Source organism: Streptomyces sp. TBY4, from assembly GCF_024213195.1.
In the GTDB taxonomy this organism is placed as follows: Bacteria; Actinomycetota; Actinomycetes; order Streptomycetales; family Streptomycetaceae; genus Streptomyces.
The window spans coordinates 228,117-249,781 of record NZ_JANAVF010000005.1 but is presented as its reverse complement, the minus strand read 5'-3'; the positions used below and the strand labels follow the sequence as shown (position 1 = coordinate 249,781).

15 protein-coding genes are annotated in these 21,665 nt (G+C 74.3%); 2 read left to right on the top strand and 13 right to left on the bottom strand.

Annotation, left to right across the window (positions count from 1 at the left end):
• Positions 1–17 precede the first annotated feature (17 nt).
• The 12 genes from NLX94_RS14450 to NLX94_RS14395 form a co-directional block, all read right to left on the bottom strand.
• Positions 18–1,928 (bottom strand): protein phosphatase 2C domain-containing protein, encoded by a 1,911-nt coding sequence (locus tag NLX94_RS14450; RefSeq protein ID WP_254383115.1) that lies wholly within the window; start codon positions 1,926–1,928, stop codon positions 18–20.
• 3 nt (positions 1,929–1,931) lie between these two features.
• Positions 1,932–4,637: a tetratricopeptide repeat protein gene (locus tag NLX94_RS14445; protein ID WP_374683962.1), complete on the bottom strand. Its 2,706-nt coding sequence runs from the start codon at positions 4,635–4,637 to the stop codon at positions 1,932–1,934.
• Positions 4,638–4,642: 5 nt separating this feature from the next.
• A complete protein-coding gene (locus NLX94_RS14440) occupies positions 4,643–5,944 on the bottom strand; it encodes a hypothetical protein (RefSeq protein ID WP_254383360.1) in 1,302 nt (433 codons plus the stop codon).
• Positions 5,945–6,075: 131 nt separating this feature from the next.
• On the bottom strand, positions 6,076–7,011 hold the full coding sequence (locus tag NLX94_RS14435; protein WP_254383359.1) for a glutamate ABC transporter substrate-binding protein: 936 nt from the start codon (positions 7,009–7,011) through the stop codon (positions 6,076–6,078).
• 158 nt (positions 7,012–7,169) lie between these two features.
• Positions 7,170–8,573, bottom strand: coding sequence for a hypothetical protein (locus tag NLX94_RS14430; RefSeq protein ID WP_374683947.1), 1,404 nt, complete (start codon positions 8,571–8,573; stop codon positions 7,170–7,172).
• Positions 8,574–8,768: 195 nt separating this feature from the next.
• Complete coding sequence (locus tag NLX94_RS14425; protein WP_254383114.1) at positions 8,769–9,794, bottom strand: N-acetylglucosamine kinase; 1,026 nt, start codon at positions 9,792–9,794, stop codon at positions 8,769–8,771.
• Positions 9,785–11,050: a 6-phospho-beta-glucosidase gene (locus tag NLX94_RS14420; RefSeq protein WP_254383113.1), complete on the bottom strand. Its 1,266-nt coding sequence runs from the start codon at positions 11,048–11,050 to the stop codon at positions 9,785–9,787. Before NLX94_RS14420 ends, NLX94_RS14425 begins: the two co-directional genes overlap by 10 nt.
• 5 nt (positions 11,051–11,055) lie before the next feature.
• On the bottom strand, positions 11,056–11,973 hold the full coding sequence (locus NLX94_RS14415; protein ID WP_254383112.1) for a carbohydrate ABC transporter permease: 918 nt from the start codon (positions 11,971–11,973) through the stop codon (positions 11,056–11,058).
• Between the two features lie 5 nt (positions 11,974–11,978).
• Complete coding sequence (locus tag NLX94_RS14410) at positions 11,979–12,929, bottom strand: carbohydrate ABC transporter permease (protein WP_254383111.1); 951 nt, start codon at positions 12,927–12,929, stop codon at positions 11,979–11,981.
• 4 nt (positions 12,930–12,933) lie between these two features.
• Positions 12,934–14,268, bottom strand: coding sequence for an ABC transporter substrate-binding protein (locus tag NLX94_RS14405; protein ID WP_254383110.1), 1,335 nt, complete (start codon positions 14,266–14,268; stop codon positions 12,934–12,936).
• Between the two features lie 210 nt (positions 14,269–14,478).
• Positions 14,479–15,726, bottom strand: coding sequence for an ROK family transcriptional regulator (locus tag NLX94_RS14400; protein ID WP_254383109.1), 1,248 nt, complete (start codon positions 15,724–15,726; stop codon positions 14,479–14,481).
• Between the two features lie 172 nt (positions 15,727–15,898).
• Positions 15,899–16,996: a mechanosensitive ion channel family protein gene (locus NLX94_RS14395; RefSeq protein WP_254383108.1), complete on the bottom strand. Its 1,098-nt coding sequence runs from the start codon at positions 16,994–16,996 to the stop codon at positions 15,899–15,901.
• Between the two features lie 261 nt (positions 16,997–17,257).
• Between NLX94_RS14395 and NLX94_RS14390 the strand changes: the two genes are divergently transcribed.
• Complete coding sequence (locus NLX94_RS14390; protein WP_254383107.1) at positions 17,258–17,815, top strand: HNH endonuclease; 558 nt, start codon at positions 17,258–17,260, stop codon at positions 17,813–17,815.
• 153 nt (positions 17,816–17,968) lie between these two features.
• Here NLX94_RS14390 and NLX94_RS14385 read toward each other — a convergent pair whose 3' ends face one another.
• A complete protein-coding gene (locus NLX94_RS14385; protein ID WP_254383106.1) occupies positions 17,969–21,025 on the bottom strand; it encodes a beta-N-acetylglucosaminidase domain-containing protein in 3,057 nt (1,018 codons plus the stop codon).
• 393 nt (positions 21,026–21,418) lie between these two features.
• Between NLX94_RS14385 and NLX94_RS14380 the strand changes: the two genes are divergently transcribed.
• Positions 21,419–21,664 (top strand): hypothetical protein, encoded by a 246-nt coding sequence (locus NLX94_RS14380; RefSeq protein WP_374683961.1) that lies wholly within the window; start codon positions 21,419–21,421, stop codon positions 21,662–21,664.
• Position 21,665 lies beyond the last annotated feature (1 nt).

Below are 21,665 nucleotides of genomic sequence, written 5' to 3'. Positions count from 1 at the left end.
CTCCTCGGGGAGGGGGGTCAGTCCGTGGTCTGAGGGGCGTCGGGGCTTGCCGGGCCTGCCGGGTTTGCCTGGCTGGTCGGTGGTGTCGCCGTGAAGGGGACGACGGCCACGGTGACGTTGTCGTGCCCGCCGCCGTCGAGGGCGTGCCCCACCAGGACCTGCGCGCTGTGCAGGGGCCGGACGGCGGCGTCGTACGGGAGGACCTGCGCCATGTCGCGCGCGGACTCGGCGTAGTTCCACAGTCCGTCCGTGCAGACCACGACCACGCCGTCGTGGTCGGGCTTGAAGGTGGCCGTGTGCGGTTCCAGGTCGTAGGCGTCGGCCCCGAGCCAGCCGGTGATGGCGTGCGCGCGGACGTCGGCGTAGGCCTCGGCCTCGCCCATCAGACCCGCCGCGACCATCTGGGCGGCCCAGGAGTCGTCCTCGGTGAGGCGGCGGGGGAGCGCGGCGCGGTCGTCGGGGACCCAGTAGGCGCGGCTGTCGCCGACCCAGCCGATGGTCAGCAGCCCGCGGCTGACGACGGCGCCGACCAGGGTGCAGGCGGGGGCGTTCTGCGCGCCGGGCACCTCCGGGGCGAGGGCGTTCACCGCGGCGGCGGCGGCCAGGATCGCCCCGTGCATGGCCTCCTGGGGGTGGGCGCCGCGGGGCAGGGCGTCGAGCAGCGCCTCGTTGGCGGCTCCGGCGGCGGCCGCGGAGGCCTCGTCGGGGCGGCTGGCGGAGGAGACGCCGTCGCAGACGATGGCCACGGTGGCGGCGGAGCCGTCGGGCAGCGCGGTGGCCGCGACGGCGAAGGAGTCCTCGTTGCGGTGATGGCGCAGCCCGCGGTCACTGACGGCGGCGACGCTCCCCAGCTCCTCCTCCTGGTGGTCCCGCTCCCGCGGCTGCGCGTGCCCGCAGTTCTCGCAGTACCCGTCGGTGTCCACCCGCCCGGCCCGACAGGCCACGCAGACCTTCCCCCCGAGATCCCCCTGCGGGGCCGCCACGGGGTAGGCGGCGTCGTGCCCGGGGGTGTACCCCTGCGGGGCGGGGCTGCCGTAGGGGTCGCTGCCCCCCTGGCCGGAGCCGTTCCCTGACACCCCGGCGGCGTACGGGGCTTCGGCCCCGGGGCTCTGGCCCTGCCCGGCGGGGTCGCGGTACGGGGCTTCGCCCTCGGGGGTGTGGCCCTGCCCGGCGGGGTTGCCGTAGGGGGCTTCGCCCTCCGGGCCGGTGGCCTGCGGGGCGGTGGCGCCCTGGGCGGGGTCGTGCCCGGGGGGCGTGGCGCCGGCCCCGGGGTAGTGGCCCTGCCCGGCGGGGTGGTCGTAGGGGGCGGGCTGGGCGTCGGGGCCCGGGGTGCCGTAGCCGTCGTACGGGGCTGCGCCCTGGGCGTTCGCGGCGTAGGGGGTGGGGTCGGCCGGGTGCGGTGCGGGGTACGGGCTTCCGGGGTCGGACCAGCCGGTGGGGCCCGACACCAGGGTGGGGGCGGCGGTGGAGACGCTGCCCCCACCCGGCGCGGCCTCGCCGGCGTAGCCGCCGGAGTACCGGGGCGCGAGCGCCTCGTCGGGCGACGGGCGCCCGCGCGTGGCCGGGAAGCCGCCCGCGGGGGCGGCCCGACCGGCGGAAGCCGTCGCCGGGGCGACCGGATCCCCCGCTGCGGGGGCAGGAACGGCCGGTGCCGCCGCGCCCCGGGCCGGGGAGGCTGGGGCCGCAGGCATCCCGGGTGCCGGGTCCACCGGCGCGGCCGGATCCCCCGCGCCCGGACCGGCCGCGGCCGGGAAGCCGAGCCCAGCCGGCCCCACGGGGCCCGCGTGCGCCGCGCCGCCTGCCGGGCCGAACGGTGCCGCGCCCGCCGGTGGGGTGGTGACGGCGTGGCCGCAGGAGCCGCAGAAGCGGTCATCCTCCTCCAGCGGTTCCGCGCAGCTGGGGCAGCCCGACAGCCGATGCATCGACATCACTCACACCCACGTCCGGGGACGGAAACGGTTTGCCCGCTCCACCAGTTCGATCCTCTCCTCGCCCCGCTGCGCCAGCCGTGCCAGCACGCGGAACGAGCGCTCCAGGCCGAAGCGCAGCCCCCGCTCGTCCAGTTGGCAGCCGAGCAGCGAGGTAGTGCCGGGGTCGGAACCCCGGCTGCCCGACAGTACCCAGTCCAGCGCCGAGCCCAGAACTTCCGCCCTGAGCCGCTCGTGGCGCACCGAGTCCAGGCCGAACCGCCCCAGCGCCTCCACCTGCGCCGCGGCCGCCGTCAGATCGGGCAGCAGCGCCTCCTGCGGCGACCGGTCGCGCAGGCGTGCCCGTACGGCCGCCACCCGCGCGGCGGTGTGGTGGATCGACACCTCCGGTACGGATTCCAGCGTGCGCACGGCTCCGTCCCGGTCCCCGGTGGCCAGCTGCACCCGGGCCAGCCCGAAGGCCGCGCCGACGAACCCGGGGTCGGTGGCCCACACCAGGCGGTAGTACTCGGCGGCGTTGTCCAGCTGCCCCAGCACCTCCGCGCACAGCCCCAGCGCCAGCTTCGGCGCCGGCTCGCCAGGGAAGGCGTCGTAGACGGCGTCGAAGGACAGGGCGGCCGTCTCGTCCTCCCCGACGGCCAGCGAGGAGATGCCCCGGGCCCACACCACGCGCCAGTCGTCCGGGTGCTTCGCCTCCAGCCCGGTCAGCGCCTCGGCGACGAGCGGCGCGTCGGCCCCGCCCAGTTCGAGCCTGGCCCGCAGCTCCCGCAGCCGCAGCTCCGCGGATTCGGCCGGAGCCGAGCCCAGCGCGGCCAGCAGGTCGGCCGGTGCGGAGGCCATCAGGCCGGCCAGGAAGCCGGCGTTCGGGTCCCCGGCGTCGACCAGCGGCACGGGCAGCGCCAGCGCGGCCTCGCGGGTGTCCAGCGTGGACAGCTCCGGCCGCCGCGAGGCGGTGATCCCGACGGGGGCCGCCGGCGCGGCCGCCGGTGCCCGGCGCGGGGCCGGCACGCCGGGACCGGCGGCCCGGTGCGTCGCGGTGGTGACCAGCCCGGTCGTGCCGTACCCCGTGATCGGCGCAGCGGGCGGGGTGGATGACGTGGGGGGAGCGGGCGGCGCCGCCGGTGAGGCCTCCGGGGCCGCGGGAGCCGGCGCCGGAACCGGAGTCCGCCCCGCCCGCCACCGCTTCACGGACCGCTCGCCCAGCCGGGACACGTGCCCGCCCGACCTGTCGTCGGTGAACAGCCGGTCGTCCGGCACCCGCAGCTCCGGCCCGAAGAGGGTGGAGACCTGCGGCCTCGGCCGGCCCGTCTGGAGCGCGACGACCTCGCGCAGCACTCCCGTCAGCTGGTCCGCCATCTCCTGCGCGGACGCGAACCGCCGTCCCGGATCCGGGTCGGTGGCCCGTACCAGCAGCCGGTAGAAGGACTCGTACCGCCCGAACACCTCGATGTGCTCCGGGTCCGGCAGCGAGTCCACGAACACGTTCGTGTAGCCCTGGAAGTCGAAGGTGAGCACGGCCAGCGTGCGCGCCACCGTGTACAGGTCGGAGGCGACCGAGGGGCCGAGCTCCGCGACCTCCGGCGCCTGGTAGCCGACGGTGCCGTAGATGGCCGACTCCTCGTCGTCCATCCGCCGGACCGCGCCCATGTCGATCAGCTTGAGCTGGTCGGCCTGCTGGATGGCGTTGTCGACCTTGAAGTCGCAGTAGAGGAGGTTGCGGCTGTGCAGGTGGCCGAGCGCCTCCAGCGCCTCGATGCCGTAGGCGCAGGCCTGTTCCACGGGGAGCGGATCGCGCCGTCCGTCCGGCCGCCGCCGCTCGTTGGCGATCTCCTTGAGGGATTTGCCGCCGACGTACTCCATGACGATGTACCCGTCCAGCGAACCGGTCCGCTGGTCCAGGTGCTCCACGAAGTTGTAGATCCGGACGATGTTGGAGTGCTCGATCTCCGCGAGGAAGCGCCGCTCCGAGATCGCGGCCGCCATCGCGTCCTGGTCACCGGTGTCCAGCAGGCCCTTGAGCACCACCCACCGGTCCGACACGGCCCGGTCCACTGCGAGGTACACCCAGCCCAGCCCGCCGTGCGCGAGGCAGCCCGCGACCTCGTACTGGCCGTGGACGAGGTCGCCCGCGCGCAGCTTGGGGACGAAGGAGTACGGGTGCCCGCACTTGGTACAGAAACCTTCCGTCCGTCCCGGCCGCTCCCCGCGGGCCCGCCCCACGGGCGCCCCGCAGTCCGACCGGGAGCAGAACCGCTTGCGCTCAGGGACCTCCGGGTTCTCCAGCACCGCCGCCGAAGGATCCGGACGGGGCACCTCCGGTACGTTGACCAGCCCGGCCCCCAGCCGGCTGCGGCCCGACACCGAGGCGGCCGAACCCGAACTGCGCACCGAGACCGACCGGGTGGACGCGGCTCCGGAGAGCGCGCGCGAGAGCCGGCCCGACACGGAACGCCGGGACGAAGACGAACGAGAGGACCGCGAAGCGCGCGAGGAGGAGGACGAGGAAGAGGACCGTCCCGATCCGTGCGAGCCCTGCGAGTCCCCGTGGCGGGCCGCGCTCGTCATCGCCGTCGGCACCGACACCAGCTCCTCGGCGCCCGCCGCGACCGCTCCGGCCGGGGCCAGCCCGCAGGTGCCGCAGTAGACCTCGCCGCCGCCCATGTCCTCGTACGTCCCCGGGCAGCCGGGGCGCATGCACGCCGTTCCGATCAGACTCACGCGTCCCCCTCCCTCGGCCCGTCGGGCCACTCGTGCACCGGCCGGTGCCCCTGCTGGTCCTGCTGGTCCTGCTGCGGCGGTGAGGGCAGTGCCTCCGCCGCCGCCCACTGGTAGCGCAGCACCGCCTGCTCGGCGGCCCGCAGATCGCAGGGCGCGCTCCACAGCATCCGCCGGGCGGTGTCGTACCGCTCCATCAGCAGCGGATCCTCCGCCAGGCCCAGCCGGGCCACCTTCGCCCTGTAGGCGTCGAGCCGGCCGCGCAGCTCCGCCCGTACGGCCAGCGGAGCCGTCACCGCGGTCAACGATTCGCGGGCCCGCAGCAGTTCCTCCGCGGCCCGCTCCTCCAGCGACTCCAGCAGCGGCGACAGCCGGTGCCACTGGGCCCGGCGCCGGTACTCGGCCGCCGCCGAGAGCTCCTCCTGCAGCGCCGTCGGCGGGCCGCTCACCGCGGGCACCTCGGACGCCGCGATCTTCGCCAGCACCTCGCCGCGGGCCACCCGGGCCTCCGCCAGGGTCCGGTCGGCCCGCGAGAGCAGGTCCCGCAGCCCGATCAGCCGCTGCTCGGCGTCCTGCCGGACCGCCAGCACCGCCTCGACCTCCCGGCGTACGTCCTCCAGCGCGAGCGCGGCCCGGTCGTAGCGCCCGGTGTCCGGACGGCCGCCGCCCGGCGCGGAGCTCCCGGCGACCGGGAACCAGAACGCCAGCGGGTCCTCGATCACCCGGGCCCGCAGGTCCGCCAGCTCGGCCGTGATGGCCTCCAGGTCGTCCCCCGAGGGGTGTTCCCCCGGCCGGACCCCCACCGAGTGGGCGAGGGCGCGGGTGCGGTGCAGTTCGGCGGAGAGGAGGTCGATCCGGGCGGGCAGCGCCGACCAGACGGAGTCCGCGGCGACCACCACGTCCAGGGAGCTCGCGTACAGCTCGTTCATGCGGGACACCAGCTCGGCGAGGGAGAACCGCTCGGCGAGCGGGGCCCCCTCCACGGCGGCGCCGGAGATCAGCACCCCGGGCCCGCGCAGCCGGTCCGTGAGCTCGACCAGGTCCTCGCGGCTGGGCCAGCGGCGCCGCTCGCGGATCTGCCGGGCGGCGTCCAGCGCCCCGCTGTAGGCGTCGAAGTACCGCCACAGCCGGGTGATGGCCGCGTCGGCCCCGGCCCACCGCTCCTTGGTGACCCCGGTCAGCCCGGCGCCCTCCAGGAGCCGCCGCCCGGAGTGGTCCTGGAGGGCGAGCAGCGAGGTCTCCACGGCCTCGTGCTCCGCGCCCAGCCGGGCCAGCGCCCGGTCCACGCCGTCCCGGTCCATCACCGCCGGCTGCGCTCCCGGAGGCTGCGGCCCCCAGGGCCGCTCCCCGGCAGGATGTGCCCCCGCAGGATGTGCCTCCACCGATTCCGCCTCCGGTCTCGTGACATCGGGCTCAGAATCCGCCACCGGCCTCAGTCCCGGTACTTGGGAGCGGGCGGGCCGCCCACGCCGGGCAGTACGGGCTCCAGATGGTGCTTGTAGGCCGCCATCCAGGGGCTGGCGGCACCGCCCGCGCGGTAGTCCTCCAGCACCTTGTTGACCCGGCGCACCAGGTCCCCGGCGTCCTTGTTCATGGCCACCCCGTAGAACTCCTTGGTGAACGGGGAGCCGACCAGCCTGACCGAGGGGTCCTGGGCGGCCTGGCCGGCGGCCAGGGCGTTGTCGGTGATGATGCCGTCCACCTCGCCCAGCTGCAGCCGGACCAGGCAGTCGAGCTGGTTGGGCACGCTGACCGGGACGGCGCCGTAGGACTGGGCGGCCAGCGCCGCCTCCGCCGTGGAACCGGCGGCCGTGCAGATGCGGCGGCCCTTCAGCGAGGCGTCGTAGCCGGTGATCGTGGAGTCCTTGGGGGCCAGCACCTGCTGCCCGGCCTCGAAGTAGGCCGTCGAGAAGGCGACTTCCTCCAGCCGCTTGCAGTTGACGGTCATCGTGCGCACGACGATGTCGACGGTGCCGTCCTTGAGCGCGGGAATGCGCTGGCTGGTGGGGATGGCCCGGTAGATGACCTTGCCGTCCGTGCCGAATATGTCCTTCGCTATGGCCTGGACCAGGGCGATGTCGAAGCCGTCGAGCTCTCCGGCCGGATTGCGGTAGCCCCATTTGAAGCTGTTCTGGTCCACGCCCGCGACGAGGTGGCCCGCGGCGCGGATCCGCTGGATGGCGGAGCCGTCCAGCCCGTTGGGGCGCAGGCTCGCCTCGGGGTTCTCGCAGGTGTCCCCGGGGGCCAGCGGAGCGACGACCGCCCGGGCCGGCTCGCGCACCGGTGAGGAGGCCCCCGGGCCGCCCGGGGCCGCCTGGGCCAGCGGCAGCAGCACGGCGGCCGCCGTCAGCGCGCAGGCCGCGGCCATCGCGCCGACCCCGCCCCAGCCGCGCAGCCGGCCGGTGAACCGGCCCGGGCCACGGGGCGCCCTGCCCTCGGAGGCACCCTCCGGAGAGATCTCCGGGCCGAACTCCGGGTCCCCCTCGGAGCCCTCGCCCGCGCGCTTCAGCCGTCCCGGCATCGCTCTCACCTGTACTCCGAAAGCCTGCGCCCGATGCCGAGCAGGGCGGCCACCGCGCCGACGACCGCCAGGGCCGCCGTACCTGTCACCAAACCGTCGAGCGCGCCGAGCCCGTCCCGCGCCGCCCGGGTGAACTCACGCTGTTCGTGGAGCACGGCCTCCTCCAGCGAGGCGTCCACCGTGTCGAAGGCCGTCCCCGTGGGGTCCTTGTGGTCCGCGTCCCCGATGACCTGCCCGACGGCGCCCTGGTAGTCGCCCTTCAGGTCGGTCTCCCGGGCCGTCGCGTGCCGTTCCTTCCACTGCTTCACGCCTTCCGCTGCGCGGGAGACGGGATCGCGGCCGGCCGTGTCGTCGGCCAGCTTCGCCGCCGTCGCCAGGCCCGCGTCCAGGTTCTTCATGTCGTTCGCGTAGTCCACGTCGTACTTGTCGGACTTCTTGTCCTCGGCCAGTACGGCGCCCCGCGAGACCAGGGTCAGGTTCTCGTTGGCCCGCGCCTGCAGCGAGGCGATCCGCGCGTCGTTGAGCACCTTCAGCGACTCCTGCCCGTCCGTGCGGGCCTCGCTCAGCCCCGACCGGGCGACCATGTGCCCGGCGGCCAGCCACAGCAGCAGCACCAGCGAGGCGGCGGTCGCGGCGACGAGTCCGTGGTTGAAGACGCGGTTCGTCCGCCGGTAGTTGCGCCGCTGGGCCCAGGCCAGGGCGGCGAGGGCGAGCGCGCCCGCCCCGAGCGAGGTCAGGGGCAGGGCGCGGGCCTCGTCGTAGTCGGTGTAGAGCCGGCCGGTCTCCGCCTCGTAGAGGCGCTGCGCGGCGGGCAGCAGCTGGGTGCTCATCTGCTCGTTCGCGTACCGGAGATAGGCGCCGCCGAGCGGCAGGCCCTGCTTGTTGGTGGCCCGGGCCTGCTCGATGAGGCCGGTGTAGCGGGGGAGCTGCTCGCTCAGCAGGGTGATCTGCTTGCGGGAGTCCTCGCCGGCCGTGGTGTTGGCGGCCGCGTTCACCAGCAGCCGGGAGGCGTTGGCGATGTCCTTCTCGTACCGGCTGCGGACCTCGCGGGGCTCCTGCCCGCCCGCGAGGAACCCGCTGGAGGAGGCGGTGTCGGCGTCGGCGAGGGAGCGGTAGATGCTCGCCGCGTCGGCGCTCAGCGGCTGGCTGCGGCCCACGACGTCGTCGGCCGCGCGGACCCGGCCGGAGATCTCCCAGACGGCCACCGCGCCGAGCAGCAGGACCAGGGCGGCCAGGGCCGCGCCGACGATCCGCAGCCGGCCGGGCTCGGTGGTGGCGGCCGCGCGCAGCTGCTCCACGCCCTCGGCCCAGGCGGTGCCCCGCCGGGGCAGCGCGTCGGGCGGCGGCGCCGGCGGCCCGGAGGGCGCCGGGACGCCGCCGGGCGCGGGCGCGCGTGATGTGATGGCCACCCTGACCTCCCCCTCGGTCCTTCGTGCTTCGCAGCAGTATGGCCCTAGTGGTGGTCCTCCACAGCACCCGGTCCGGGATCAGGCACGATCCGCCCCGATCCGTCCCCGCTCCGGCCCGGCCGGTCCCCCCGTCCGCTCCACCCCTTCACCGTCAATACGGCCCGGGGGCCGCCATGGTTCCGGATCCGGAGCGGTTCATCCGAAATGGGCGCGCAGCTTCCCGTAGGCCTCGGGTCCCGCGTCCAGTGCGTCCAGGCCCAGCAGGCCGGCGCCCAGGACCGGCGGGGCCGTCACCACCGACACCCGGGCATGCGGGGCCCGTTCGGCGAGCAGGGCCTCCACCCGGCCGTTCAACTGGGGGTGGCGGGCGGCCAGTACGCTGCCGCCCAGCAGGACGGGCGCCTCCTCGGCCAGCAGCCCGAGCCGCTCCAGCGCCACCGAGGCCAGGGCCACGACCTCCTCGGCCTGCCGCTCGATCAGGGCCGCGGCGACCGGATCGCCGGCCGCGGCCACCGCGAACAGCACCGGCACCAGCTCGTGCATCCGTACGGGCTCGACGATGCCCAGGTGCAGCGCCTCGATCAGCGCGTGCATGGAATCCCGCGCGAAGTGCCGCGGCAGGGCCGCCGCGAGCTCGGTGGGACCGCCGCGCCCGTCCTCGGCGCGCGCCGCCCACCACATGGCCTCGGCGGCAAGGCCCCCGCCGCCGCCCCAGTCGCCGGAGATCTGCCCGAGGGCCGGGAACCGGGCGGTGCGCCCGTCGGGCAGCATGCCCACGCAGTTGATGCCCGCTCCGCACACCACCGCGACCCCGCGCGGGCCCCCGGCGTCCTCGCCGAGTCCGGCCCGCAGGATCGCGAAGGTGTCGTTGCGGACCTCGGTGGCCGTGCCCCAGCCGCGCGCGTCGATGGCCTGCGCGAGCAGGGCCTCCTCCACCGGGAGGTCCGCGTTGGCCAGACAGGCCGAGACCTGGACCGCGTACGGGGCTCCGGCCGCGGGCCCCGGCAGCCCGGCGGCCGCGGCCGCCTCGGCGACGGCCCGCCCGAGGACGTCCACCGCCGCCTCGACCCCGACGCGCGGGGGCTGGAAGCCGCCCGCGCGCCCGGTCCCGAGGACCGTGCCGTCCGCGGCGATCAGCGCCGCGTCCGTCTTGCTGTTGCCCGCGTCCACGGCGAGCACCGCCGCGGTCGAGGGCGGGGGAACGGGCCGGCTCACGCCCATGCCAGGTGCTCCTTGTTGTGCGCGAGGAGCCGGTCGGTCAGCCCCTCCGCGAGGTCGAACTGGCCCACCAGGGGGTGCGCCAGCAGCGCCTTGAAGACCCGCTCGCGGCCGCCCCGCAGCGCCGCGTCCAGCGCGAGGTCCTCGTACGCCGTCACGTGGGAGATCAGCCCCGCGTACAGCGGGTCCAGCCGGGGCACGGCCAGCGGCGAGGGCCCGGAGCGGTCCACCCGTGCCTGCACCTCGATGACGGCGTCGTCCGGGAGGAAGGGCAGGGTGCCGTTGTTCAGCGTGTTGACCACCTGTACGGCGCTCCCGCCGTCGCCGAGCAGGGCCGCGGCCAGGTCCACGGCGGCCTCCGAGTAGAAGGCGCCGCCCCGCTTGGCGAGCAGTTCCGGCTTCTCGTCCAGCGCGGGATCCCCGTACAGGCCGAGCAGTTCCTTCTCCATCGCGGCGACCTCGGCGGCCCGCGAGGGCTTGGTGCCGAGCTCCCGGACCACCTCGTCGTGCGCGTAGAAGTAGCGCAGGTAGTACGAGGGCACCACGCCGAGCCGGTCCAGCACCGCGCGGGGCAGGCGCAGGTCGTCGGCGATGGCCCCGCCGTGCGCGGCGAGCAGCTGCGGCAGCAGGTTCTCGCCCTCCGGGCCGCCCTTGCGCACCCCCAGCTCCCAGGTGAGGTGGTTGAGGCCCACGTGGTCGAGGTGGATGTCGGCGGGGGTCAGGTCCAGCATGGCCGCGAACCTGCGCTGGAAGCCGATGGCCACGTTGCACAGACCGACGGCCTTGTGCCCGGCCTGGAGCAGGGCGCGGGTGACGATCCCGACCGGGTTGGTGAAGTCGATGATCCACGCGTCCGGGTTGGAGCGCCGGACCCGCTCGGCGATGTCGAGGACCACCGGGACCGTGCGCAGCGCCTTGGCGAGACCGCCGGCTCCGGTGGTCTCCTGGCCGACGCAGCCGCACTCCAGCGGCCAGGTCTCGTCCTGGAGCCGGGCCGCCTGCCCGCCGATGCGCAGCTGGAGCAGGACCGCGTCCGCGTCCGCGACGCCCGCGTCGAGGTCGGAGGTGGTGGTGATCAGGCCGGGGTGCCCCTGCTTGGCGAAGATCCGCCGGGCCAGGCCGCCGATCAGCTCCAGCCGCTCGGCGGCCGGGTCGATCAGCACCAGTTCGCTGATGGGCAGGGTGTCGCGGAGCCGGGCGAACCCGTCGATCAGCTCGGGGGTGTAGGTGGAACCGCCGCCCACCACTGCGAGTTTCATGATCACTAGCCTTTCACGCCGGTCAGGGTGACGCCTTCGACGAACGCCTTCTGGGCGAAGAAGAAGAGGACGATCACCGGGGCCATGACCAGCACGGTCGCTGCCATGGTCAGGTTCCAGTTGGTGTGGTGCGCGCCCTTGAAGGACTCCAGCCCGTAACTGAGGGTCCAGGCGGCCGGGTTGTCGGAGGCGTAGATCTGCGGGCCGAAGTAGTCGTTCCAGGCGTAGAAGAACTGGAACAGCGCCACGGCCGCGATCCCGGGCTTCGCCATCGGCAGGACGACCCGCAGCAGGGTGCGCAGCTCGCCGCAGCCGTCGACCTTCGCCGCGTCCAGGTACTCGTCGGGGATGGTCAGCAGGAACTGGCGCAGCAGGAAGATGGAGAAGGCGTCGCCGAAGGCCATCGGGATGATCAGCGGCCACAGGGTGCCGGAGAGGTCCAGCTGCTTGGCCCAGAAGAGGTACATCGGGATGACGACCACCTGGGGCGGCAGCATCATCATGGCGATGACCAGCATCAGCGACAGCCGCCGGCCGCGGAAGCGGAACTTGGCGAGCGCGTAGGCGACGGGCAGCGAGGAGACCACGCTCAGCAGGGTGCCGAGGCCCGCGTACATCAGGGTGTTGCGCCACCAGGTCAGGAAGCCGGGGGTGTCCCACACCTTCGCGTAGTTGCCCCACTCCCAGGTGCGCGGCCACAGGTCGCGGGTCAGCGCCTGCTGGTCGCTCATCACCGAGGTCAGGAAGAGGAAGACGAAGGGCAGTACGAAGAAGAGCGCCGCCGCGACGCCGAGGGAGTGCACGGCGATCCAGTTCAGGGCGGCCGCGCGGCGCGCGGTGCGCACGGCCCGCGCGGATTCGGGGGCGCCGGGCGGGGCGGGGGGCGCGGCGCGCCCGGTGCCCCGGGTGATGGTCTGGCTCATGATCCTCAGTCACCTGCCTCGATCAGCCCGCCGCGCCGCCGCATCAGCAGCGCGGTGAAGGCCATGGAGAGGGCGAACAGCACCAGGGCGACCGCGCAGGCGGTGCCGTAGTCGAAGCGCTGGAAGCCGACGTTGTAGATGACCTGGGGGAGGGTCAGGGTGGACTTCTCGGGGTAGCCGGGCTCGAACTGCTGGCCCGAGCCGCCGATCACGCCGGAGGCCACCTTCCCGGCCACGAGGGGCTGGGTGTAGTACTGCATCGCCCCGATGACCCCGGTGACCACCGCGAACAGGATGATCGGCGAGATGTTCGGCAGGGTGATGTGGCGGAACCGCGCCAGCGGCCCGGCTCCGTCCAGCTCGGCGGCCTCGTACTGCTCGCGCGGTACGTCGAGCAGCGCGGCCATGAAGATGACCATCAGGTCGCCGATCCCCCAGACCGCGAGCGCGGTCAGCGCGGGCTTGGACCAGGAGGCGTCCGTGAACCAGCCCGGCGCGGGCAGTCCGACCGATTCCAGCAGGATGTTGACCGGTCCGGTGCCGGGGTTGAGCAGGAAGACGAAGGCCAGCGTGGCCGCCACCGGCGGGGCCAGGTAGGGCAGGTAGAACAGGGTGCGGAAGACGCCCGTGCCCATCTTGATCTTCGTGATGAGCAGGCCGATGCCGAGACCGAAGGCGACCCGGCAGGCGACCATGATCACGACCAGCCACAGGGTGTTGCGCATGGCCGGCCAGAACATCGGCAGGTCGGAGAAGACGTAGGTCCAGTTGTCCAGCCCGTTGAAGACGGGCGGGCGGAAGCCGTCGTACTTGGTGAAGGAGAAGTAGACGGTGGAGGCGAGCGGGTAGGCGAAGAAGACGCCGAACCCGATCAGCCAGGGCGACATGAAGGCCGCCGTGCGCAGGGAGGACCTGCGGCGCCTCGTGCGCAGTTCGGGGGAGAGGGTGCCGGCCATCGGGCTACTTCGCCTTCGCGATGTCCGTGTCGATCTGCTGGTCGGTCTTGGCGAGACCGGCCGGGATGTCCGCGACGTCGCCCTTCTCGACCGCGTACGCGAAGTCCGTGAAGGTCAGCTGGTAGGTGCCGCCGTCCACCTGGGCGGGGGTGGTGGTCGACTTCGGGTGCTTGGCGATGTCGATGAACGTCTTGAACTCCGGGCTCACCTGGAGCTTCGGGGACTCCAGGGCGGCCAGCGTGGAAGGCACGTTGTGGATGGAGTTGGCGAACTCCACGACGGCGTCGGTGTCGGTCGTCATGTACTTCGCCAGCTCCCAGGCGGCGTTCTGCTTCTTGCTGCCGGAGGCGATGCCCATGATCGTGCCGGAGAGGTAGCCCTTGCCGTAGTCGGCGGCCTGCTCGTCCGGGACGGGCATCGGCGCGGTCCCGATCTCGAACTTCACCCCGGCTTCCTTCGCCATGTTCGCGCGCCACTCGCCGTCGATCTGCATGGCGACCAGGCCCAGGTGGAAGGGGTGCTCGGCGCTCCACTCGTCACCGAAGGTGGTGCGGAACTTCTCCAGCTTCTCGTACCCGCCGAGCTTGGCGACCAGGTCCTTCTGTGCGGTCAGCATCTTCGCGAAGGCGGGGTCCTTGGCCAGGTTGGACTTGCCGTCGGCGTCGAAGTACGTCGGGCTCCACAGGGCGGCGAGGCGCTGCGGGGAGGTCTCGTAGCCGTGGAAGGTGGGCATGATGCCGAGCTGCTCGTACGAATCGCCCTTGGCCTTGGTCAGCTTCTGCGCGACGGCCACGAACTCGCTCCAGGTCTTGGGCGGTTCGGTGATCCCGGCGGCGGCGAAGGCGGTCTTGTTGTAGACGAGGCCGTACGCGTCGTTCAGCAGCGGCAGCGTGCACTGGTTGCCGTTGAACTGGGTGTACTGGAGCAGGGTCTTGGGGAAGACCTTCTCCTTCTCGATCCCGGACTTCTTCAGGAAGGGGTTCAGGTCCGTGAAGGCGCCGGTGTTGCAGAACTTGCCGACGCTGTCGGTGGTGAAGGAGGCGACCACGTCGGGGGCCTTGTCGCCGCCGGCGCGCAGCGCCTGGTTGATCTTGTCGTCCGTCATGTTGCCCGTGACGTTGACCTTGATGTTCGGGTGCGCCTTCTGGAACCGGGCGATGTTCTCCTCGATGGCCTTCGCCTCGCTGGGGGCGGACCAGCCGTGCCAGAAGTTGAGGGTGACTTCCTTCTTCGGGTCGTCGGCGGCCGTGTTGGAGGCGGAGCCCGTACACGCGGTGGCGAGCACGGATATCGCGGCGACGGCGGTGGCGGCGGCGGTCAGGCGGTTGATTCTGGGCATGACGGAGTCACTCTCTGCGCGGGGGGACTTCCTGGAGGGGTGAGGGAGGAGCGGTACGGGCTCACGCGGGGGAGGTACGGGGCGGGGCAGGTGGTACGGGTGTGCTGTGCGGGGCTGCGTGCGCCGGGGCTCGTGCAGGGGCGAATCGGTGCGGGATCGTGCGGGTGGTGCGGGTGGTGCGGGTGGTGCGGGTCGTGCCGGTGGTGCGGTTCAGCGGCGGGAGGTGTCGAAGACCTCGTCGCGGGTGGCGGCGAGGGCGCTTTCCAGCGCCCCGCGCAGTACGGGCCGTTCGCGGACCTCGCCGGTCACCAGCCGGGGCCGGGACGGTGCGAGGTCTGCGAGCTCGGCTTCGAGGAGTTCGCGCAGCGGTTCCCCGCCCGCGATGGTCAGCGCACCGGAGAGGATCACGATCTCCGGGTCCAGTACGGCGACCAGCGAGGCGAGTCCGGTGGCGAGGGCGGTGGCGTACTCCCGCAGGAGCTCCAGGTGGGGCCCCTCGGGTGCGGCGGCGGCCTGGGCCAGCAGCGCGGCCGCCGCTTCGACCATGGCCCCGGACTCGGCCCCGTGCACGGCACCGTGCACCGAACCGGCCCCGGCCGCGGCGGCCGGCGGCGCCTCGACGCCGAGCCGGGCCGCCATCGCGGGCAGCACCTGCGCGCCGGCCAGCTCCTGGTAGCCGCCGGAGTTGACCTCGGTGACCCGGCGGACCAGCGGGTGCCCGGCGACCGGCAGGAAGCCGATCTCCCCGGCGCCGCCGGTCCAGCCGCGGTGCAGCCGGCCGCCGAGCACGAGGGCGGCCCCGAGGCCCTCCTCGTTCCACAGCAGGACGAAGTCCTCGTGCCCGCGAGCGGCACCGAGCCGCTGCTCGGCGACGGCGGCGAGGTTCACGTCGTTCTCGTACTCGACCGGCATCGGCAGGGCCGCGGCGAGCTCTTCGAGGAGCGTGGGGGAGTGCCAGCCCTCCAGGTGGTCGGCGTAGCGCAGCACCCCGGTGCGGGGGTCGAAGGAGCCGGGGGTCGCGATGACCACCCGGTGGATGTCGGCGAGGTGCAGCCCGGCGTCCTTGACGGCCTCGCCGAGGGCGCGGGTGACCTGGGCGACCGGCCCGGTGCCCTCGGCGTGGGGCAGCTCGTGGCTGCCGACCACCTCGCCGGCCAGGTCGGCGACGGAGGCGAGGACCCGGCCCGGGGTGACGTCGAGTCCGGCGACGTGGGCGGCCGTGGCGTTGACGGCGTAGAGCTGCGCGTTCGGGCCGGGGCGGCCGGTGGCGGTGCCGGTGGCGACGACGAGCCCGGCGGCCTCCAGGCGGGCCAGGAGCTGGGAGGCGGTGGGCTTCGAGAGGCCGGTGAGGTGCCCGATCCGGGTCCGGGACAGGGGGCCGTGCGTCAGCAGGAGCTCGAGCGCGGCCCGGTCGTTCAGGGCGCGCAACAGGCTGGGCGTACCGGGGGTGGCGGGCATGGGGTGACTTCTCTCTCACCGGGGTGAACTGTTAGGTAAGTTTCCTATTGGTGGGTCGCTCGTGTCAATGGCACTGCGTACACCGCTGGGTACACCACTGCCCCCGCAGGTCGGACCTACGGGGGCAGTGGCGTTCGTACGTGTCGTACGTGTCGTACGGGCGTGAGCGGCCCTACTTCGTGATGCGCGGTCCGGACACCGCACCGCCCGCGGCCGGCGGCGGGATCTCCGCGGTGGCCATGGACTGCGGGGAGGCCGGGTTCGCCAGGGCCGACGGCGGGGCGACCGAGGCCGAGGGGTCGGCCGGGGCCGCCTCCTCCTCGGGCAGCGGCAGGCCCCCGACGATCCCGATGCCCGCGGCGTCGAAGGCGTCCTTGATCCGCCAGCGCAGCTCGCGCTCCACGGCGAACTGCTGGCCCGGCATCGTCTTCGCCGACACCGACACCGACATGGAGGCCAGCAGCACCTCGTCCAGGCCCAGCACCTCCACCGGACCCCACAGCCGCTCGTCCCACGGGGACTCCTTGGCCATGGTGTCGGCGATCTCCTTGATCACTTCGCGGATGCGGGAGAGGCTCTCGGTGGGCTTGACCTGCACCGAGACGTTCGCCGTGGCCCAGCCCTGGCTGAGGTTGCCGATCCGCTTGATCTCGCCGTTGCGGACGTACCAGATCTCGCCGTTGTCGCCGCGCAGCTTGGTGACGCGCAGCCCCACCTCGACGACCTCGCCCGAGGCCACCCCGGCGTCGATCTTGTCACCGACGCCGTACTGGTCCTCGAGGATCATGAACACGCCGGACAGGAAGTCCGTGACCAGGTTCCGGGCGCCGAAACCGATCGCCACACCGGCCACACCGGCACTCGCCAGCAGCGGCCCCAGGTTTATGTCGAGCGCGCCGAGCACCATCAGGGCCGCCGTGCCGAGGATCAGGAACGAGGCCACCGAGCGCAGCACCGAGCCGATGGCCTCGGACCGCTGGCGGCGCCGCTCGGCGTTGACCAGCAGCCCGCTCAGGGCCGTGCCCTCGACGGCGTCGGCGCCGCGGTTCATCCGGGTGATCAGCTTGGTCAGCGATTTGCGGACCACCGAACGCAGGGCGAAGGCGGCGACCAGGATGAGGAGGATCCGCAGGCCCAGGGCCAGCCATCCGGCCCAGTTCTCCTCGATGAAACTGGCCGCGTTCGTGACGCTCTCGTGGGTTTCTCTGATCGTTTCGGACGCGTCCGGGTTGTCGGCTGCGAGCGGGAGCAGTGCGGCAGGCCAGGGCACGGCGGGAACCTCCAGATGTAGCGTCCTGCCCGCGGTAGGGGTGGGGCGAGCAGACCATCCACCCTAACGGGGCACTTGCCCGGACTTGTTGCCTTGTTCGAGGGAGAGACCAGACTCACGCGGGGATGAAGCCGCTGTGGTCGAAAACACCTCGGACCCGTTACGGGTGCGTGGTGGCGCTTCGACCAGCCGTAAGGGGAGACTGGAAAACAGATCGTCCCGGCGCGAGCCACGCGCCGCCGGCGTTATAGGAGGCAGTCCGTGCCGCACGTCCTGGTCCTCAACGCGTCGTACGAGCCCCTCGGCGTCGTACCGCTCCGTCGCGCGCTCGTCCTCGTCCTGGAGAACAAAGCCGTCTCCCTGGAAGAATCCGGCGCCTTTCTGCACAGCGCGACAAGGGCCGTCCCCGCGCCCAGCGTGGTTCGGCTCAAGCGCTTCGTGCGGGTCCCCTACCGGGGGCCCGTTCCACTCACCCGCCGCGCGCTCTTCGCCCGCGACGGCGGGCGCTGCATGTACTGCGGGGCCGTCGCCACCAGCGTCGACCACGTCGTCCCGCGGAGCCGGGGCGGTCAGCACGCCTGGGACAACGTCGTCGCCGCGTGCCGCCGCTGCAACCACGTCAAGGCCGACCGGCACCTCGTCGACCTCGGCTGGCGGCTGCGGCACCAGCCGGCTCCGCCGTCGGGGCTGGCCTGGCGGATCATCGGGACGGGGCACCGGGATCCGTGCTGGATGCCGTACCTCCAGCCGTACGGGGCGGAGGACGCCCTGGACCGCATCGGCCTCCCGGCCCCCGCGACGGCGGCGGTCGCCTCGTAGCGGGCCCGCGCCCGTGCCCGTGCCGCTGCGCGGCAAACTCAGCCCGCCCGGCGTTTGAGGGCACGGGCGCGGAGCGCACGTACGGGTCCGGGCGGAGCCCGGGGAACGGGGGAAGGGTGGGTAGGGGACGGCCCCGCAGGGTTCCCGGCGTCGCTACGGGGCCAGGGCGAAGGCTTCCGCGTTCAGGAGGCTGCAGCCGTAGCGGGTGGCCCGGGTCTCGCAGGTGACGCGGAGGAAGCGGGCCGGCCCGGCCGCCGGATCGAGGCGGACGGAGTCGACCCCGCCGCGGGACTCGACCGTCGCGGACGGATGCCAGACGACCCCGTCGGGCGAAGATTCGACGCGGAAGCGCGACGGGTACGCCTCCTGCCACCGCAGCCGCAGCAGCCCGACCCGCGCCGGAGCCGCCAGCTCCGCCTGCCACCACGCCCCGTCCACCGCGGGCGAGGACCACCGCGTGGCCGGGGAATCGTCCAGCGCCCCCGCCGCGGGGAAGTCCGGGGTCTCGTCGGCCGAGGACGAGGCCGCCGCGGTGCGCAGCAGATCCGGCCCGGCCGTGCGCGGATGGGCGCGGACCTGCAGCGTGTGCGTCTCGGTGCCGAAGGTGACCGGGACCGCGTAGGTGCCCGGGGCGGTGCCCGCCGCCACCGTGACCTCCACCGGCACGGCCGCCGTCGTACCGCGCGCGGCCGCGGCCGTCTCCGGCAGGCGTACGGAGATCCCCGGCGGCGGGGTCGCCGACAGGGGGCCGCGGACCTCGCCGGGACGCAGCGCGGACAGCTCCGCCGGGATCCGCTGCGCGGCCCCGCCGATCTCCGCGTCCACGCTCCGCGCCAGCTCGAAGCGGGCCTCCGGGCCGTCCGCGGTCCACGGGACCACGCCGTGCACGGCCGGAGCCGGCCCCGACCAGACGAGCCGGACCGCGTCGGCCCGCAGCCCGCCCACGTCGGCCTGGGTCCAGCCCGAGGCCGCCGCTTCCGCGACCTTGCGCCAGCCCTCTCCCGGTACGTGGGCCTCGATCGCGGCGCCCCGGCTGCCGGGCGGCAGCGGGTCGGTCATCACGGTCACCACCGACACCGGCCGGGTGTCCGACAGCTGGACCGTCCAGGCGTCGGCCTGCCGGGTCACCGTGCCGGACCGGCGGGCCGCGCCGGTCCAGGCGTCGGCCTCGGCGGCGGCCCGTGCGAGGAAGGGGTCGAGCACGGCCTTGTCGACCCGGGCGGCATCCGCCCCGGACAGCGCCGCGCGGGCGGCGGTGAGCGCCTGCGAGGCCTGCCAGGCCGCGGCCCCGTCCCCGCGGGCCTGCGCCTGGAGGACGTCGAGGGCCAGTTCGCCGGCGGCTCCGTAGCGCGCGAGCCGCGAGAGCCAGGGCCCTGCCTCCCCGGCGAGCGCGGGCAGCCGCTCCGGGGCCTCGCGCAGCACGCGGAAGGCGGCGCGCAGCCGGTCGCCCGCCGCCGGGTCGCCGGAGCTGCGGGCCCGCCAGAACTCCTCCATCAGGGGGACCAGGTAGGCGGACTCGGGCTGGGCGAGGCCGGAGGAGGCGTTGTTCCCGGCCAGCGCGGCCAGTGCTTCCCGGGCCCTGGGGTCGGGTCCGGCGAGCGAGGAGACGGCCGCCGCCCAGGAGTCGGCGGCCCGGTAGCCGCGCGGGTTCCAGGTGAAGTCCGCCGCGGTGAACAGCGGGATGCGCGACAGGGTGCCCTGGGGCATGGCGTTGGCCAGCACGGCCGCCGAGCCGCCCGCGACCACCGGGTCGCGTCCCGCGTAGGGGCCGAGGAAGATCCGGCCCGGTTCCCAGTCGTTGACGGGGTAGTTGTCCATGGTGACCAGCGGGTGCTGCCCGAGGGCCGAGCGCGCCCCGGTCAGTTCCGGACCGGTGATCGTGCGCGGCACCACGCCGACCCCCGTCCAGGCGACCTCCACCCGGTCGTCCAGGGCCTCGGCCAGCGCGCTCCGGTAGGGCGTCGGGCCCTCCTGGTAGTACTCCGTCGGCAGCAGCGACAGGGCGGGCGCCCCCGGGTAGCGCCGGGCCAGGTGTGCGGCCAGCTCGCCCGCCACCTCCGCGTGCGCCTTCGCGGCGGCCGCCGGGCCCTTGCCGTACCGCTCCCGGTCGGCCCGGCAGCCCCACTCGGTGTAGCTGACGTCCTGGAACTGCACCTGGAACGCGCGGAACCCGAGGTCCCACATGGCGTCCAGCTTGCGGGCGAGCGCCGCCCGGTCCGCCGAGGAGGCCAGGCACATCGACTGCCCGGGGGCCACGGCCCAGGCGAGCACCACCTGGTTGGCGCGGGCCCGGTCGGCCAGTTCCCGCAGCTCGGCCGCCTGCGCCGCCGGGTAGTCGCGGCGCCATTCCGTGGTCCGGTACGGGTCGTCACCGGGCGCGAGGAGCAGCCGGTTCAGCTTGGTGGCGCCCATGAACTCCACCTGCGCGAGCCGCTGGGCGGCCGTCCAGGGAGTCCCGTAGAACCCCTCCGTGATGCCGCGCACGGGCGCGGACGGCCAGTCCCGTACGAGGACTCCGGGGACCTTCCCGCCGCCCGTGGCGAGCAGCTGACGCAGGGTCTGCGCCGCGTGGAACAATCCGTCGTCCCCGGTGCCGGCCAGCGCGACCGTGTCCCGCCCCCCGTCGCGGCCCACCGCGAGCCGGTAGCCGCCGGCCGGCAGGTCGCCGGCCGCGTCCGCGCCCAGGGCCCGCAGGGCCCGCTCTGCTTCCGGTCCCTGGAGCCGTACGACGGGTCCGGCGCCGGGCAGTTGTTCCCCTTCGGCCCGCTCGTGCAGGGTCCGTACGCCCGCCCCGCGCAGGGCGTCGCGCACCACCCGGGCGGCGTACGGGTCCACGCCCGCGGGCAGCACGAGCACGGCCTCGGCGCCCAGCGGGACCGCGCGCGCCGGATCGGCGGCCATCGACTGCGGCCGCGGCCACACGGCGGGCCCCCCGGAGGCGGCGGCCCCCGGATCGGCGCCGGGGCCGAGCACGGGCGCGGTCGCGGGTACGGGCGCCGGGTCGCGCAGCGCCGCGGGAACGGCGCCGGTCGCGGGCGCCGGGGGAGCATCCGGGCCGGTGGGAGCGTCCAGGGCGGCGGGGCCGTCCGGCACGGTCGGGGCGGCGAAGGCGGCGGGGGGACCCACCACGGCCGAACCGCTCAGCAGTGCGCCGATGACGGCGACCGCCGCGGCCGTTGCCGTGGCCCGCTTGCCGGCTCTGGTCTGCACGGAGCCACCCCGTCCCGAGTCGTCCCCCGCTCGTACGAATGAGCCAGACCCCACCATCCGTACGGCAGGGGTGTCAACGCCCGCGGGTGATCTGACCTGGATCGGGCAGGAATGCGGTGCGGCCGACTGGGTATGGCTGGGGTGTTCTCCCGGCCGCGCGCCGGAGGGTGTTCCCGACGTTCCCGCACGCCAGGGCCGGTGGCTCCGGACGCGTGGTGATCGGCACGGAACTCCGCAACACCTCCCGTGCGCGGCGCGCATGCAGGCACGTCTGTGCGAATTCGCCGTCCGCACAGGAGAATTTCCGCTGTCGGTGGTGCGCGGACGGCGTACGGACCGACACAGTGGGAGCCATCCACGGGTCCTGACCGACCCTCACGCACGAAGGAGTGCCTGCCGGTGAACACCAAGACCGCGAAGACCAGCACCGCCACCACCGCCATATCCGACCGGAAACGGCGTCCGCCGCTCGCCCACCTGCCGGCGCAGTCCGGACCCGACGAACGGACCCTCACCAGCGAGCCGTCGCTCGCCGACGCCGCGCACGCGCCGCTGACCAGTGAGCCCCCGCTCGCCTGCGAGGCCCCGCTGACCAGCGAGCCGACCACCCATGCCGCGGCGGCCGCCGCGGGTGACTAGA